Origin of the sequence: Streptomyces sp. NPDC050528, assembly GCF_044457795.1 — a bacterium.
GTDB lineage: Bacteria > Actinomycetota > Actinomycetes > Streptomycetales > Streptomycetaceae > Streptomyces.
This window is the reverse complement of record NZ_JBITHH010000008.1, coordinates 305007-318455: the sequence shown is the minus strand read 5'-3', so window position 1 is coordinate 318455 and position 13449 is coordinate 305007. Positions and strand designations below refer to the sequence as shown.

The 13449-nt window shown below is 71.9% G+C and carries 14 protein-coding genes; 6 read left to right on the top strand and 8 right to left on the bottom strand.

Translation table 11 applies throughout. From position 1 onward, the window contains the following. Positions 1-29 precede the first annotated feature (29 nt). Both ACIBK4_RS28085 and ACIBK4_RS28080 read left to right on the top strand, forming a co-directional pair. Positions 30-803 carry an MBL fold metallo-hydrolase gene (locus ACIBK4_RS28085; protein ID WP_398998786.1) on the top strand — a complete coding sequence of 258 codons (774 nt, stop codon included), beginning with the start codon at positions 30-32 and terminating at the stop codon, positions 801-803. Continuing rightward, a complete protein-coding gene (locus ACIBK4_RS28080) occupies positions 800-1420 on the top strand; it encodes a DedA family protein (RefSeq protein WP_398998784.1) in 621 nt (206 codons plus the stop codon). The genes ACIBK4_RS28085 and ACIBK4_RS28080 overlap by 4 nt, the downstream gene beginning before the upstream one ends. A gap of 55 nt (positions 1421-1475) precedes the next feature. Here the strand turns inward: ACIBK4_RS28080 and ACIBK4_RS28075 are convergent, their stop codons facing one another. The 7 genes from ACIBK4_RS28075 to ACIBK4_RS28045 form a co-directional block, all read right to left on the bottom strand. Next, positions 1476-2540: an MBL fold metallo-hydrolase gene (locus tag ACIBK4_RS28075; protein WP_398998782.1), complete on the bottom strand. Its 1065-nt coding sequence runs from the start codon at positions 2538-2540 to the stop codon at positions 1476-1478. Then, positions 2537-3784: an aminotransferase class I/II-fold pyridoxal phosphate-dependent enzyme gene (locus tag ACIBK4_RS28070; protein ID WP_398998780.1), complete on the bottom strand. Its 1248-nt coding sequence runs from the start codon at positions 3782-3784 to the stop codon at positions 2537-2539. The genes ACIBK4_RS28075 and ACIBK4_RS28070 overlap by 4 nt, the downstream gene beginning before the upstream one ends. 53 nt (positions 3785-3837) lie before the next feature. Next, positions 3838-4446, bottom strand: coding sequence for a hypothetical protein (locus ACIBK4_RS28065; RefSeq protein WP_398998778.1), 609 nt, complete (start codon positions 4444-4446; stop codon positions 3838-3840). A 234-nt stretch (positions 4447-4680) separates the two neighbouring features. Then, the gene (locus ACIBK4_RS28060) at positions 4681-5475 is read right to left on the bottom strand and encodes an RNA polymerase sigma factor SigF (protein ID WP_398998776.1); all 795 of its coding nucleotides are present in this window, start codon (positions 5473-5475) and stop codon (positions 4681-4683) included. A 144-nt stretch (positions 5476-5619) separates the two neighbouring features. Further along, the gene (locus ACIBK4_RS28055) at positions 5620-5892 is read right to left on the bottom strand and encodes a DUF6158 family protein (RefSeq protein WP_398998774.1); all 273 of its coding nucleotides are present in this window, start codon (positions 5890-5892) and stop codon (positions 5620-5622) included. Between the two features lie 51 nt (positions 5893-5943). Continuing rightward, positions 5944-7563 (bottom strand): ABC-F family ATP-binding cassette domain-containing protein, encoded by a 1620-nt coding sequence (locus ACIBK4_RS28050; protein ID WP_033279344.1) that lies wholly within the window; start codon positions 7561-7563, stop codon positions 5944-5946. A 42-nt stretch (positions 7564-7605) separates the two neighbouring features. Further along, a complete protein-coding gene (locus tag ACIBK4_RS28045) occupies positions 7606-8289 on the bottom strand; it encodes a histidine phosphatase family protein (RefSeq protein ID WP_398998772.1) in 684 nt (227 codons plus the stop codon). Positions 8290-8398: 109 nt separating this feature from the next. On the opposite strand from ACIBK4_RS28045, the gene ACIBK4_RS28040 reads away from it, so the two are divergent. The 3 genes from ACIBK4_RS28040 (at position 8399) to ACIBK4_RS28030 (ending at position 11033) form a co-directional block, all read left to right on the top strand. After that, a complete protein-coding gene (locus ACIBK4_RS28040; protein ID WP_398998770.1) occupies positions 8399-9916 on the top strand; it encodes a bifunctional phosphatase PAP2/diacylglycerol kinase family protein in 1518 nt (505 codons plus the stop codon). Positions 9917-9997: 81 nt separating this feature from the next. Beyond that, on the top strand, positions 9998-10819 hold the full coding sequence (locus ACIBK4_RS28035) for a class I SAM-dependent methyltransferase (protein ID WP_398998768.1): 822 nt from the start codon (positions 9998-10000) through the stop codon (positions 10817-10819). 43 nt (positions 10820-10862) lie between these two features. Further along, positions 10863-11033 (top strand): hypothetical protein, encoded by a 171-nt coding sequence (locus ACIBK4_RS28030; protein WP_033279348.1) that lies wholly within the window; start codon positions 10863-10865, stop codon positions 11031-11033. Positions 11034-11111: 78 nt separating this feature from the next. Here the strand turns inward: ACIBK4_RS28030 and ACIBK4_RS28025 are convergent, their stop codons facing one another. Then, the gene (locus ACIBK4_RS28025) at positions 11112-12959 is read right to left on the bottom strand and encodes a transketolase (RefSeq protein WP_398998766.1); all 1848 of its coding nucleotides are present in this window, start codon (positions 12957-12959) and stop codon (positions 11112-11114) included. 136 nt (positions 12960-13095) lie between these two features. On the opposite strand from ACIBK4_RS28025, the gene ACIBK4_RS28020 reads away from it, so the two are divergent. Continuing rightward, positions 13096-13443: a VOC family protein gene (locus ACIBK4_RS28020; RefSeq protein WP_398998764.1), complete on the top strand. Its 348-nt coding sequence runs from the start codon at positions 13096-13098 to the stop codon at positions 13441-13443. Positions 13444-13449: the final 6 nt, after the last annotated feature.

The window sequence follows — 13449 nt, the reverse complement described above, 5'->3', positions numbered from 1 at the left end:
GGGGGAGTCGCGCGAAGGAGGCAAAGAAGGTGCCGGTGGAGATCACCTGGTGGGGTCACGCCACCTGCACGATCGAGGACTCGGACACGCGCGTCCTCACCGACCCCCTGTTCGCGCGCCGCCTCGCGCACCTACGGCGCCGTCGGGGCGCGGTGCCACCGGTCGAGGCCCGGCGCGCGGACCTGGCGCTCGTCTCCCACCTCCACGCCGACCACCTGCACCTTCCCTCGCTGGCCGCCCTCGCCCCGGGTACGCGCCTGCTCGTGCCCCGGGGCGCACTCCGCGCGGTGCCCGGACTGCGCCGGCTCCGGCAGCTGCGCATCGACGAGGTGGCCCCCGGCGACCAGACGATGGTCGGTGACCTGGTCGTACGGGCCGTCCCCGCACGGCACGACGGCCGCCGGCTGCCGGTCGGTCCGCACCGGTCCCCCGCACTGGGTTACGTCGTGGAGGGCGAGGCGCGGACCTACTTCGCCGGGGACACCGGGCTGTTCGACGACATGGCCAAGGAGGTCGGGCCGGTCGACGTGGCGCTGCTGCCGGTGGGCGGCTGGGGGCCGTATCTGGGCGAGGGGCATCTCGACGCGGGACGCGCGGCGCAGGCCCTCGCCCGGCTCTCGCCGCGCAGTGCGGTGCCGGTGCACTACGGCACGTACTGGCCGATCGGGATGGACGCGGTGCGCCCGCACGAATTCCACACGCCGGGCGACGAGTTCGTACGGATCGCGGCCCAACTCGCGCCGTCGGTTTCGGTGCATCGGCTCGGGCACGGGGAGAGTGTGCGTCCGGAGGTCGCACGGTGAGCTGGATCGCGGCCGCTACGGCCACGACGTCGCCCGAATCCGCTCAACAGGCCATCGGTTACCCGTCGTTGTTCCTGCTGGTGCTGTTCGGGGCGCTGGTTCCGGTGATTCCGACGGGGGCGTTGGTGAGTTCGGCGGCCGTGGTCGCGTTTCATCAGACGGCGCCGTTCGCGTTGGCCCTGGTCTTTGTCACGGCTTCGCTGGCCGCGTTTCTCGGGGACGTCGCGCTGTACTGGTTGGGGCGGCGGGGGATGGGGTCCAAGAACGGGTCGCGGTGGTTGGAGGCGATTCGTTCGCGGGCTCCGGAGGATCGGTTGGAGCAGGCACAGGCGAAGCTTGCGGATCACGGCGTGGCGGTGTTGGTGCTGTCTCGGCTGGTGCCGGCGGGGCGGATTCCGGTGATGTTGGCGTGCCTGATGGCCGAGTGGCCGATCCGTCGGTTCGCTCGGGGGAATGCGCCTGCGTGTCTGGCTTGGGCGTTGACGTATCAGTTGATCGGCATCCTTGGGGGTTCGTTGTTTCCTGAGCCGTGGGAAGGGGTGGTCGCGGCGGTTGTGCTGACTGTGGTGATCAGTGTGGCGCCTGGTTTGTGGCGGCGGGTTCGGGCTGCCAGTTGATGTTTCGTTGCGGGGTGCGGGTCGTGTGTGGCTGGGCGCGCGGTTCCCCGCGCCCCTAAGGCATCTCGTCCAGGACTCTTGAAGCTCCCACCGGTAGGTCCCACAGGTCCTGCCTCGCCAGGCCCGCCTGCTCCCAAGCCGCCCGCACCCTCGTCAGGGGTTCCAGGACCGGCTCCGCCGACAGGACGAAGGTGCCCCAGTGCATCGGAGCCATCCGCCGCGCCCCCAGGTCCTGCACCGCCCGAACCGCCTCCTCGGGATCGCAGTGGACGTCGCTCAGCCACCAGCGGGGGTCGTAGGCGCCGATGGGGAGGAGGGCCAGGTCGATTCCCGGGTAGCGGTGGCCGATTCGGGAGAACCAGTGGCCGTAACCCGTGTCGCCGGCGAAGTAGACGCGTTGGCCGTCGGGGGCTGTCAGGACCCAACCGCCCCACAGGGAGCGGCAGGTGTCGGTGAGGGTGCGCTTGGACCAGTGGTGGGCGGGGACGAAGTCGAGGCGTACGCCGTCGAGTTGGGCCGCTTCCCACCAGTCCAGTTCGGTGACGTGGGTGAATCTGCGGCGTCTGAACCAGTTGCCGAGGCCGGCCGGGGCGAACACCGGGGTGTGGCGCGGGAGTCGGCGCAGGGTGGGGGCGTCGAGGTGGTCGTAGTGGTTGTGGCTGATGACGACGGCGTCGATCGGTGGGAGGGCTTCCCAGGCGACGCCTACGGGGGTGATCCGGGCCGGGGTGCCGAGGATGCGGCGGGACCAGACCGGGTCGGTGAGGATCGTCAGGCCGCCGATCTGGACCACCCAACTGGCATGGCCCGCCCAGGTGACGGCGACGGTCAGGGCGTCGACTTGAGGCAACGGCTCGGGGGCGAAGGGGAGTTGGGGGATGTCGGCGAGGCCCTCGGGGCGGGGGCGTACGGAACCCTCGCGGGCGAAGCGGGCGTAGGCGTTGAGGCCGGGGAGCGGGGCGGTGAGGCGGTCGTGGAAGGCGCGGGGCCATACGCGGCGTTCGCCGAGCGGGCGGGGGTCGGCGAGGGGCGGGGACGAGGGCGTGAACGGGGTCGTCGGGGCGGCCGCTTCGCGCATGGCCGTACCGCTGTCGGTGGTCGACTCGGACTGCTGCGTCATCGAGGAGGCTCCCATCGCTGAGCGTCGTCGCGGAGATCGTCGAAGATCGACCTCAAGGACATCAACGCGCGTTGCACGTGTGGCAGTTCCAACGGCAAGGGTGACGTGAGACATTCCGCGCGTTCGGTGTCGGTTCGGCCCAGCAGCGGTCCGGTGGACAGCCGGACCCGCAGCGCGCCCAGGTCGTCGCCGAACCGGTGGCCGCCCGGCGCGGGCATGCCGAGCCGGGCGGTGAGGAACTCCTCCAGGTCCTGCGCGTCGCCCACCCCCTGCGGGGTGAGCGCGTGGCGCAACGGCCCGAGATCGACGTAGAGATGACGCCCCGCCTGCGGCGGCCGGGAGAACGCGCCCGCCCCGGTGACGGCGGCGTGCGCGGCGGCGGCCACGCGCGCGTGCAGGCGTACGGCGGTGTCGCGGCGGGCGAGGACGGGCGGGGGTTCGCCGAGGGCGTGGCCGGCCGCGGCGGCGACCGGGGCGGCGACGCGGGCGCCGAGTGCGGTGAGGACGTCGAGCACACGCGCGCGTAGGGCCTGTCCGGCGCGGCCGGCGGGGAAGCGGGCGACGGCGGCCGGCCAGCCGGACGGGAGGAGCGCGCCGGCCAGGTCGGTCACGACGGTGACCTTGTCGGGCAGCATCTCGGCGGGGCTGAGCAGCATGGTGCCGCGCGGTTGGTGCAGGGTGTCGCGCCAGGTCTCGTCGCTGACCAGGTGCAGACCCTCGGCAGCGGCGGCCTCGACGGTCTCGTGCATGACCTCGGGCGGCGCCACGGTCGCGGTCGGATCGTCGGCCACCGAAACGACGAGCAGCCTCGGGTCACCGCCCTCGTCCCGGACCCGGCGCACGGTCTCCAGCAGGGCGTACGGATCGGGCACCCCGCCGCACTCGGCCGGGGTGCCCACATGGAACACGGGTCTGCCCAACAGCCGCGCGTACGGCGCCCACCAGGCGGCGCAGGGTCTGGGGACGAGTACGTCACCGCCGAGCGCTGCGGTCAGCGCGACCAGCAGCGCGGGGGCACCCGGGGCGGCGGCCACGCGGGCGGGGTCGGCGGGCAACCCCCGGCGTTCGAAGTAACCGCAAGCGGCATCAAGCAGCGCGGGAGCTCCGCCCACCGGCTGCTCCTCGGTGCGGGACGCGGCGGCGGCGAGTACGGCGGCCAGTTCCGGCAGCACGGGGAGCCCGTCATCGGGAAACACCGGCCCATACCGGACGGGCCCCTGCCCTACCGCGTCCGCCTGCCGCATGGTGCCTCCGCGCAGTCCCTCGTGCAGTACCGTGCCCTGTCCCGCTCGCGCGCTCAGCGTCCCGGCGTCCGCCTGCGCAGCCGGTACACGGCACCACCGAGGGCAGCGGCGATCAGGACACCACCGGCGACCAGGGCCGGAACGGAGTCGGTGAAGGTACCGCCCTCCCCAGCCTGCACCCCGCGCTGAATCGCGGCGGGCGCATCACCCCGCACACCACCACAGGCATCTCCCCGAGGCTCCTGACAAGGCGGCTGCCCGCCCCCGCCTCCGCCCCCGCGCTCGATGCTGAAGGTCGCGCTCCAGGGCCGCCCCTGTCCCCCGGGCGGCGCCGGACACGTCCCGTCGACGGTCCACGCGGCGTCCCGCTCGCCCCCGTCCGCGGCGATCCGCGCGGTCCCCCGGTAAGCGGCACCGGCACCCCGCTCGTCGTTGCCGGGCACCCGCTGAAGCTGAACGGTTCCGTCGTCGAACCCCTGGGACGTCGCGTCGATGGTCTCGGCCACTGTCCCCCCGACGGCCTCGCAGGTGACGGAAACGGTGACGCTCCCACCCGCCCGCACACTGCTCGGACTGACCTCGGCCCCCGGATCAGCGGCCAGCGCGGGCCCACCGGCGCCGACAAGAGCGACGACGGACAGAGCAACGGCGATGCGACGCATGAGCGGGTCTCCTTAGACCGAGGACGACGGCAACACCATCGAAGCCCGGTCCTGTCATCACCGCGCGCGGCCGAGCCCCATTGGGGTGCGGAGAGCGCCCGAGCGAGTGAAATTCAGGCCAACGGGGGCGCCCCTTCAGGCCAGCGGGGGCGCCCCTTCAGGGGCGCGGGGCTGTATCAATTTGCGGCTCCGCCGCGTGGGCGCGACCAGCCACATCGGACCCGCACCCGACAGCTAAGCCGCACCCTCCAGAACCTGCTCCCGGATCCGCCGACAACACCGACTGATCAACCGACTCACATGCATCTGCGAAATCCCGAACCGCTCAGCAATCCGACTCTGCGTCATGCCCCCAAAGAACCGCAGATACAAAATCTCCCGATCCCGTTCAGGCAACGCGGCAAGCCGAGGCTTCACGGCCTCCCGATCAACGACGACATCCAACGCCGGATCAGCAGCCCCCAGAACATCGCTCAGCGAATACCCCACCGAACCGCCGGGGGCAACCGCGTCCAGCGACAACGCACTGAAACTCTCCAACGCCTCAACCCCCACCCGCACCTCCTCCTCCGAGAGACACGCGTGCACGGCGATCTCCGCCACGCTAGGCCGCCGCCCCGGCACAGTCTGGGCAAGCTCCTGCCCAGCGACCCGCACCCGGTTCCGCAGATCCTGCACACGCCGAGGCACATGCAACGTCCACATGTGATCCCGGAAATGCCGCTTGATCTCCCCGGTGATCGTCGGCACGGCATAACTCTCGAACGCGTTACCACGCTCGGGGTCGTACCGATCCACGGCCTTCACCAGCCCGAGGGCAGCGACCTGACGTAAGTCCTCAGCGCTCTCGCCCCGATTACGGAACCGCCCCGCAAGCCGATCGGCCATGGGCAGCCACGCCTCGACGATGCGTGCCCGGACGGTGTCGTGCTGCGGACCGGGAGGCAGCGCGGCCAGCGTGCGGAACGCCTCGGCGGTGTCGGGGGCGTCATGGTGTGCATGGCGTTTCGAGCTCGTGCCAGTAGACATGGTGCGTCACAACTCCCTTGAGCATGCTCCGGGTTGGACGGTCACCGTCGGTGGGAACGCGTTTGCGATCCAGCGCTGAAAGTTCGCCTGCCCCCGACCTCAAGGCACAAACACACACCATCTCAAGGCACGAACACCCACCGCTCAGTCCCGCTCGCGCGCCCCCTGCCGCGTACGGCCGGGGGCCACGAGGCGACGCGGATGGCGGCGCAGATACTCGCCCTCCAGTCCGGCCATACGGTCGTTGTGGGCGCGCAGCGCGTCGTTCGAGCCGTACAGCAGGGTGTCGTGGCGCGTGCGGTGGATGGTCTCCAGCTCCTTCATGAGCTGGGAATCGTCCAGGCGCGCAGGGTCGACTCCGGTCATGGTGTGCCCCGCTCGTCGAGTCTCACGGTCCTGAGTCCACTGTACGAACATTCAGGCCCCGCGGCCTCCGCACTGGACGGAACTCCTCCGCGCCGACCGGACCTATCGCGCCCGCTCCACCCGCCGCTCGTCCCACACCGGCTCGGTCGTCTCACGGACCTTGCCGTCGCTGCCGAAGACCAGATACCGGTCGAAGGACCGGGCGAACCAGCGGTCGTGCGTGACGGACAGCACCGTCCCGTCGAACGCCTCCAGACCTTCCTGAAGGGCTTCCGCGGACTCCAGGTCGAGGTTGTCGGTCGGCTCGTCGAGCAGCAGCGCGGTCACGCCCTGGAGTTCCAGCAGCAGGATCTGGAAACGCGCCTGCTGCCCGCCGGAGAGCCGGTCGAAGCTCTGCTCGGCCTGGCCGGTCAGCTCGTAGCGCCGCAGCCTGGACATCGCGGGGCCCTGGGCCTGCGCGTGTTCCTTCCACAGGATGTCGAGGAGGGTGCGGCCCTGGAGTTCGGGGTGGGCGTGGGTCTGCGCGAAGTGGCCGGGCACGACGCGCGCGCCGAGCTTCCACTCCCCCGTGTGCTTCACGTCCTCGCCGGCGAGGAGCCGCAGGAAGTGCGACTTGCCCGAGCCGTTGGAGCCGAGGACGGCGACGCGTTCGCCGTAGAAGACCTCCAGGTCGAAGGGTTTCATCAGGCCGGTGAGTTCAAGTCCCTTGCAGGTGACGGCCCTTACGCCGGTGCGGCCGCCCTTGATGCGCATGGTGATGTCCTGCTCGCGCGGCGGCTCGGGGGGCGGTCCCGCCTCCTCGAACTTGCGCAGGCGGGTCTGGGCGGCGGCGTAGCGGGACGCCAACTCGTGGCTGATGGAGGCCGCCTGACGGAGGTTCAGGACGAGCTTCTTCAGCTGGGCGTGCTTCTCGTCCCAGCGGCGGCGCAACTCCTCGAAGCGGGCGAAGCGTTCGCGCCGGGCCTCGTGGTAGGTGGCGAAGCCGGCGCCGTGCACCCAGGCGTCGGCGCCGGTGGGCGAGGGCTCCACGGAGACGATCTTCTCGGCTGCGCGGGCGAGGAGTTCACGGTCGTGGGAGACGAACAGGACCGTCTTGCGGGTCTCCTTGAGCCGCTCTTCGAGCCACCGCTTTCCGGGCACGTCAAGGTAGTTGTCCGGCTCGTCGAGCAGCAGCACCTCTTCGCTGCCGCGCAGCAGCGCCTCCAGCACGAGCCGCTTCTGCTCACCACCGGAGAGCGTGCTCACCTGCCGGAACTGCGCCTTGTCGTACGGCACTCCGAGCGCGGCCATGGTGCACATGTCCCACAGCGTCTCGAACTCGTAGCCGTGCACCTCGGCCCAGTCGGACAGGGCCTGCGCGTAGGCGAGTTGGGCCGCCTCGTCGTCGACGGTCATGATGCCGTGCTCGGCCTTGTCGACCTCGGCCGCGACCTCGCGGATGCGCGGCGGGGCGACCGACACGAGCAGGTCCCGTACGGTGCTCTCGTCGCGTACGGAGCCCACGAACTGGCGCATCACGCCGAGGCCGCCGCTCACGGTGACCGTGCCGCCGTGCGGTTTCAGCTCGCCGGAGATCAGCCGCAGGAGGGTCGTCTTGCCGGCGCCGTTGGGCCCGACCAGGGCGACCACGGCGCCTTCGCCGACCCGGAAGGACACATCGCCGAGGAGCGGCCTCCCGTCGGGGAGGTAGTACTCGAGGTGTGCGGCTTCCAGATGTCCCATGACCACGCATTCTGTGGGGCGGCCTCGCGGCCGGGCAAACCCTTATTGTGCCCCGTCGGGCCGCTGGTCCGCGTCCAGCGGCTGTCCGGCCGGGCCGCCTTCCGTGTCCGGTCCGGCGGCCTCCACCAGCGCGCCCGCCCAGGACAGGGCCTTCCAGCCGTCGGCCGGGGAGCCGTCCAGGATCACGATGCCGGTGTTGTCGAGGGGGCGGGCGGCGGCGAAGTCCACGTCGACGTTGTCGGCGCGGGCGGACGTCCACATCCGGATCGCGGCACCGTGGCTGACCATGGCCACGGTGCGGGCACCGCTGTCGGCGGCCTCCGCGATCACGCCGTCGTAGCGGGCGAGGGCCTCGGCGCCGCTCTCGCCGCCCGGCATCCGCAGCTCCGTGTCGCCTGCGGCCCACGCGAACACGATCCGCATGTACTCGTGGCCGGGCTCGGTGTCGCCGGGCAGCATCTCCAGGTCGCCGGCGGTGAGTTCGCGGATGCCGTCGCGGACGCGTACGTCGAGGCCGCGGGCGGCGGCCAGCGGGGCCGCGGTGTGCTGGGTGCGGGTCAGGGTGGAGGCGTAGACGGCCTCGATGTCCTCGTCGGCGAGGGCCTCCGGGAGGGCGGCGGCCTGGCGGCGGCCCAGGTCGGTCAGCTCCGCGCCGGGGACGGCCGTGTCGAGGAGGTAGGCCACGTTGGCCGTTGTCTGGCCGTGGCGTATGAGGAGCAGGCGCATGCGGGGATCCTCCGATGGAACGGTCCGCCGACGGTGGTGACGAAGCCGTCCGCCGAGGTGGAATCGGTCCGCCGGGCAGCAAACGGCCATTTCAGGGTACCCGGCACGCATGAGCCCTGACGTCGACCTCACGGTCCCCCTCCCCGGCCGCCACGCCCTGCGAGAATGGCTGCTCTCCCTGGACAGCCGCCTCTTCGAAGTGGCCGCGGAACGGAACTGGCCGGCCGGCGAGCCCGTGCTGCCTCGGCTGAGCCGGAGCGCCAATCACGGCGTGCTGTGGTTCGCGACGGCCGCCGCGGTGGCCGCCAGCCGTACGCCGCGCGCCCGCCGGGCCGCCGCCCGGGGCATCGCCTCCCTGTCCCTGGCCTCCCTCGCGATCAACACCATCGGCAAGCGGAGCGTGCGCCGCACCCGGCCCGTACTGGACCCCGTTCCGCTGGGCCGGCAGCTGAAGCGGCAGCCGATCACCACCTCGTTCCCGTCCGGTCACGCGGCGTCGGCCGCGGCCTTCGCGACCGGTGTCGCCCTGGAGTCCCCGGCCTGGGGCGCGGTCGTGGCTCCGATCGCGTTCTCGGTCGCCATGTCCCGCGTCTACACCGGCGTCCACTTCCCGAGCGACGTGGTGGCGGGTGCCGCGCTGGGCGCGTGCGCGGCGTTCGCGGTGCGCGGCATGGTGCCGACCCGCGGGCAGTTCGTGCCGCCGGCCCGCGTCCGCGCCGAGGTCCCGGCGCTGGAGGACGGCGAGGGTCTGGTCATGGTGGTCAACTCGGCGTCGGGCACCTCGGACCGGGCGGACGCGTTGACGGACTTCCTGCCCGGCGCGGAGGTCGTCGCCTGCCAACCGGCGGAGATCCACGCCGAGTTGGAGAAGGCGGCGACCCGCGCCCGGGTCCTCGGGGTGTGCGGCGGCGACGGCACGGTCAACGCGGCGGCCGAGGTCGCCCTGCGCCACGGCCTGCCCCTCGCCGTCCTCCCGGGCGGCACCCTGAACCACTTCGCCTACGACCTCGGCGTGGAGGGCCCGCGCGATCTGGGCAAGGCGATCAGGCAGGGCGACGCCGTACGCGTGGACGTGGGCCGGTTCAGGTCCGGCGCCACCCGGGGCATCTTCCTCAACACCCTGAGCCTGGGCGTCTATCCGGAGCTGGTGCGCGAGCGGGAGCGCTGGGCGCCCCGGATCGGCGGCTGGCCCGCGGGGGTGCTCGCGGCGCTGTGGGTGCTGCGCGCGGACCGGCATCCGCTGGAGGCCGAACTGAACGGCCGTACCCGCCCGTTGTGGATGCTGTTCGCCGGCAACGGCACCTATCACCGCAAGGGAATCGCCTCCGGCCGCCGCGTCGACCTGGCGGACGGGCGTCTCGACATCCGGATCGTGCACGGCGGCCGCAGGCCCGCCCTGCGCCTGCTCTCGGCGGCGCTCGCGGGCCCGTTCACCCGCTCCCCCGCCCACGCGGCGGCCCAGGTGCACCGTCTGCGCCTGAGCGGCCTGGCCCCGGGCACGCTGCTCGCCTTCGACGGCGAAGTCACGGACGTGGAGGGCGACTTGACGCTGGAGGAGCAGCCCGAGGCACTGACCGTGTACCGCCCGCTGACGGAGTCCCTGATCACCCGTCAGTCCACATCGTAAAACGCATATCTCATCATTCGGCATGCGCGCGTACCTTCGTGCCCACGACGAAGAAGCCGCCGCGAAGGGGTAGGTAGAGCCATGCCGAAACCGCAGGAGACCGCCGTCTACACGCACGGGCACCACGAGTCCGTGCTGCGTTCGCACACGCAGCGGACCGCCACCAACTCGGCGGCCTACCTGCTCGGTTCGCTCAAGCCGCAGATGAGGATCCTGGACATCGGCTGCGGCCCCGGCACCATCACCGCGGACCTGGCGGCGCTGGTCCCGGACGGCCGTGTCACCGGCGTCGACCACGCGCCGGGCATCCTGGACCAGGCGCGGGCGACCGCGGCCCAACGCGGCCTGGACAACGTCGACTTCGCGGTCGCCGACGTCCACGCGCTGGACTACCCGGACGACACGTTCTGCGTGGTCCACGCCCATCAGGTGCTCCAGCACGTGGGCGATCCGGTGCAGGCGCTGAAGGAGATGAAGCGGGTCACCAAGCCCGGCGGCTTTATCGCGGCCCGCGACGCGGACTACGCGGTGATGACCTGGTACCCCCTGGTACCGGGCCTGGACGACTGGCTGGACCTGTACCGCCGGGTGGCCCGCGCCAACGGCGGCGAACCGGATGCCGGACGCCGTCTCAAGTCGTGGGCACTGCGGGCGGGGCTGACGGACATCACGGCCACATCCAGCACCTGGACGTTCCACACTCCGGACGAGCGGGCCTGGTGGAGCGGCCTGTGGGCGGACCGTACCGTCGCCTCCTCCTACGCCGGGGTCGCCACCGAGGGTGGCCACGCGACCACCGAGGAGCTGAACGCCGTGGCGGAGGCGTGGCGGGAGTGGGGGCGGCAGGAGGACGGCTGGTTCGCCGTGCTGCACGGGGAGATCCTGGCGCGCAAGGACGTCTGATCCGCGGGATCGGGGGCACTCGGGCGTCAGGAGGTAACACACTATGGTTCCGATCCTGATCGTCCTACTGCTGGCGCTGGTCCTGTTCGGTGCCGGATTCGCCGTGAAGATCCTCTGGTGGGTGGCGCTCATCGTCCTCGCCGTATGGCTGCTGGGCTTCCTGGTGCGCGGCACCTCGGCCGGCGGCGGCAGGGGCCGCTGGTACCGCTGGTAGCGGCACTTCCCCACAACCACACAGACGCCAAGAGCCCGTGTCACCCCGATCGCTCGGGGTGACACGGGCTCTTGGCGTTCAGCGCACGATCGCCGTCTCCACCAGCAGCCGCCCGGCCGCCGCGATGGACTCCGCGTCGATCCCGGCCGCGTGCAGCTGCTCCGCCGGGCTCGCGGAGCCGGGCATGGTGCGGACGGCGAGCCGGACCAGGCGCGGTACCGGCCGGCCGTCGAGGAAGGCGTCCAGGACCGCGTCGCCGAGGCCGCCCTCGGGGTGGTGGTCCTCGACGGTGAGCAGACAGCCGGTGTCCTCGGCGGCCTGGCGCAGGGTCTCGACGTCGACGGGCTTGACCGAGTACAGGTCGATCACCCGCACCTGGATGCCCTCGCGGTCGAGCGCGTCGGCGGCGGCCAGCGCCTCGGGCACGGTCACCCCGGCGGCCACGACGGTCAGCCGGTCCCGGCTGGAGAACCGCAACACCTTGCTGCCGCCGACCGGGAACTCCTCCTCGGAGCCGTACACGACCGGGCCCGCGCCCCGTGAGGTCCGCAGATAGCGCACCCCCTCCAAGCCGGCCATGGTGGCGACGAGCCGGGCGGTCTGGTTGGCGTCGCACGGATACAGCACCGTCGAACCGTGCACCGCGCGCATCATCGCCAGGTCTTCCAGCCCCATCTGCGAGGGCCCGTCCTGCCCGATGGACACACCCGCGTGCGAGCCGACCAGGTTGATCCCCGCGCCGCTGACGGCGGCCATCCGGATGAAGTCGTACGCGCGCGTGAAGAACGCCGCGAACGTGGAGGCGTACGGCACCCAGCCGCGCGCCGCCAACCCGACGGCCGCGCCGACCAGTTGCTGCTCGGCGATGTAGCACTCGAAGTACCGGTCGGGGTGCTCCTTGGCGAAGAACTCGGTGCGCGTGGAGTCGCCGACCTCGCCGTCGAGCGCCACGACGTCCGCGCGGGCGGAGCCGAGCGCGGCGAGGGCCTGGCCGAAGGCGTCGCGGGTGGGGACGTCGTCGCCCCGGTCGTAGCGCGGGAGTTCCAGGTGGTCGGCGCGTACGGAGTGCAGCGCGCGGGCGTCCAGGGGTTCCCGCACCTGAACGCGGAGGTCGCGCAGGCCGCCGAGTTCCTCGACTGCCGCCGCCGCGTCCGGCAGCGGCTTGCCGTGCAGGCCCTCGCGGTCCTGGACCGAGGCGACGCCCTTGCCCTTGAGCGTGCGGGCGAGGATCACGGCCGGCCGGCCGCTGGTGGACTCGGCCTCGCTGTAGGCGCGGTCGACGGCGTCCACGTCATGCCCGTCGACCTCCACGGTGTGCCAGCCGAAGGCCCGGAACCGGCGGGCGTACGCGTCGAGATCGTGCCCGTGCCGGGTCGGGCCGCGCTGTCCGAGCCGGTTGACGTCGACGATCAGGGTGAGGTTGTCGAGGTGTTCGTACGCCGCGTGCTCGGCGGCCTCCCACACCGAGCCCTCGGCGAGTTCGCTGTCCCCGCACAGCACCCACACGCGGTACCCGGTGCGCTCCAGGCGCTTGCCGGACAGCGCGATCCCGACGCCGACGGGCAGTCCCTGGCCGAGCGAGCCGGTGGCGGTCTCGACCCACGGGAGCCGCTGCGGAGTGGGATGCCCTTCGAGACGGCTGTCCAGCATGCGGAAGGTGAGCAGTTCGGCGTCGTCGACGGCTCCTACGGCCTTGTAGGCGGCGTAGAGCAGGGGTGAGGCGTGCCCCTTGGAGAGGACGAAGCGGTCGTTCCCGGGGTGGGCGGGGCGGTCGAAATCGTAGCGGAGGTGGTGGGCGAGGAGGACGGCCATCAGGTCGGCGGCCGACATGGAGGAGGTGGGGTGTCCGGAGCCCGCCGCGTCGGCGGCCCGCACACTGTCCACGCGCAGTTGCTGTCCGAGTTCGACGAGTTCACCGGTGTCCATGGGACTCCTTCGTGGGGGTGATCCTGCGAGGCATTCCGCGTCCCCCTGAGCAGGCCGCCCAAACACGTGCCGAACGCTCACCGGGATCGCCCGAAAGGATCACCACGGGCCGCCCGCCCCAACTAGGCTCGTCCGTATGGAGATTCTGGGAGCCACGCTGCGTATCTGCGTCGACGACCTGGAGACCGCCGTCCCCTTCTACGAACGGCTCGCGGGTGGCACCGCGCTCCGCTTCGAGCGCGGTGGGGTGTCGGTGGCCGCGGTCGGCTGTTTCCTGCTGATGAGCGGGCCTCCGACGGAGCTGGAGGTGTTGCGCAAGGTCGCGGCCACCATCGCCGTCAAGGACGTCGACGAGACCCAGGCGGTCCTGACCGAACTGGGCGCCCACATCGTCGCGGGCCCCATCGCCTCACCGGCGGGCCGCAACCTCATCGCGATGCATCCGGACGGCATGGTCTACGAGTACGTGGACCGACGGGTCTGATCGAGG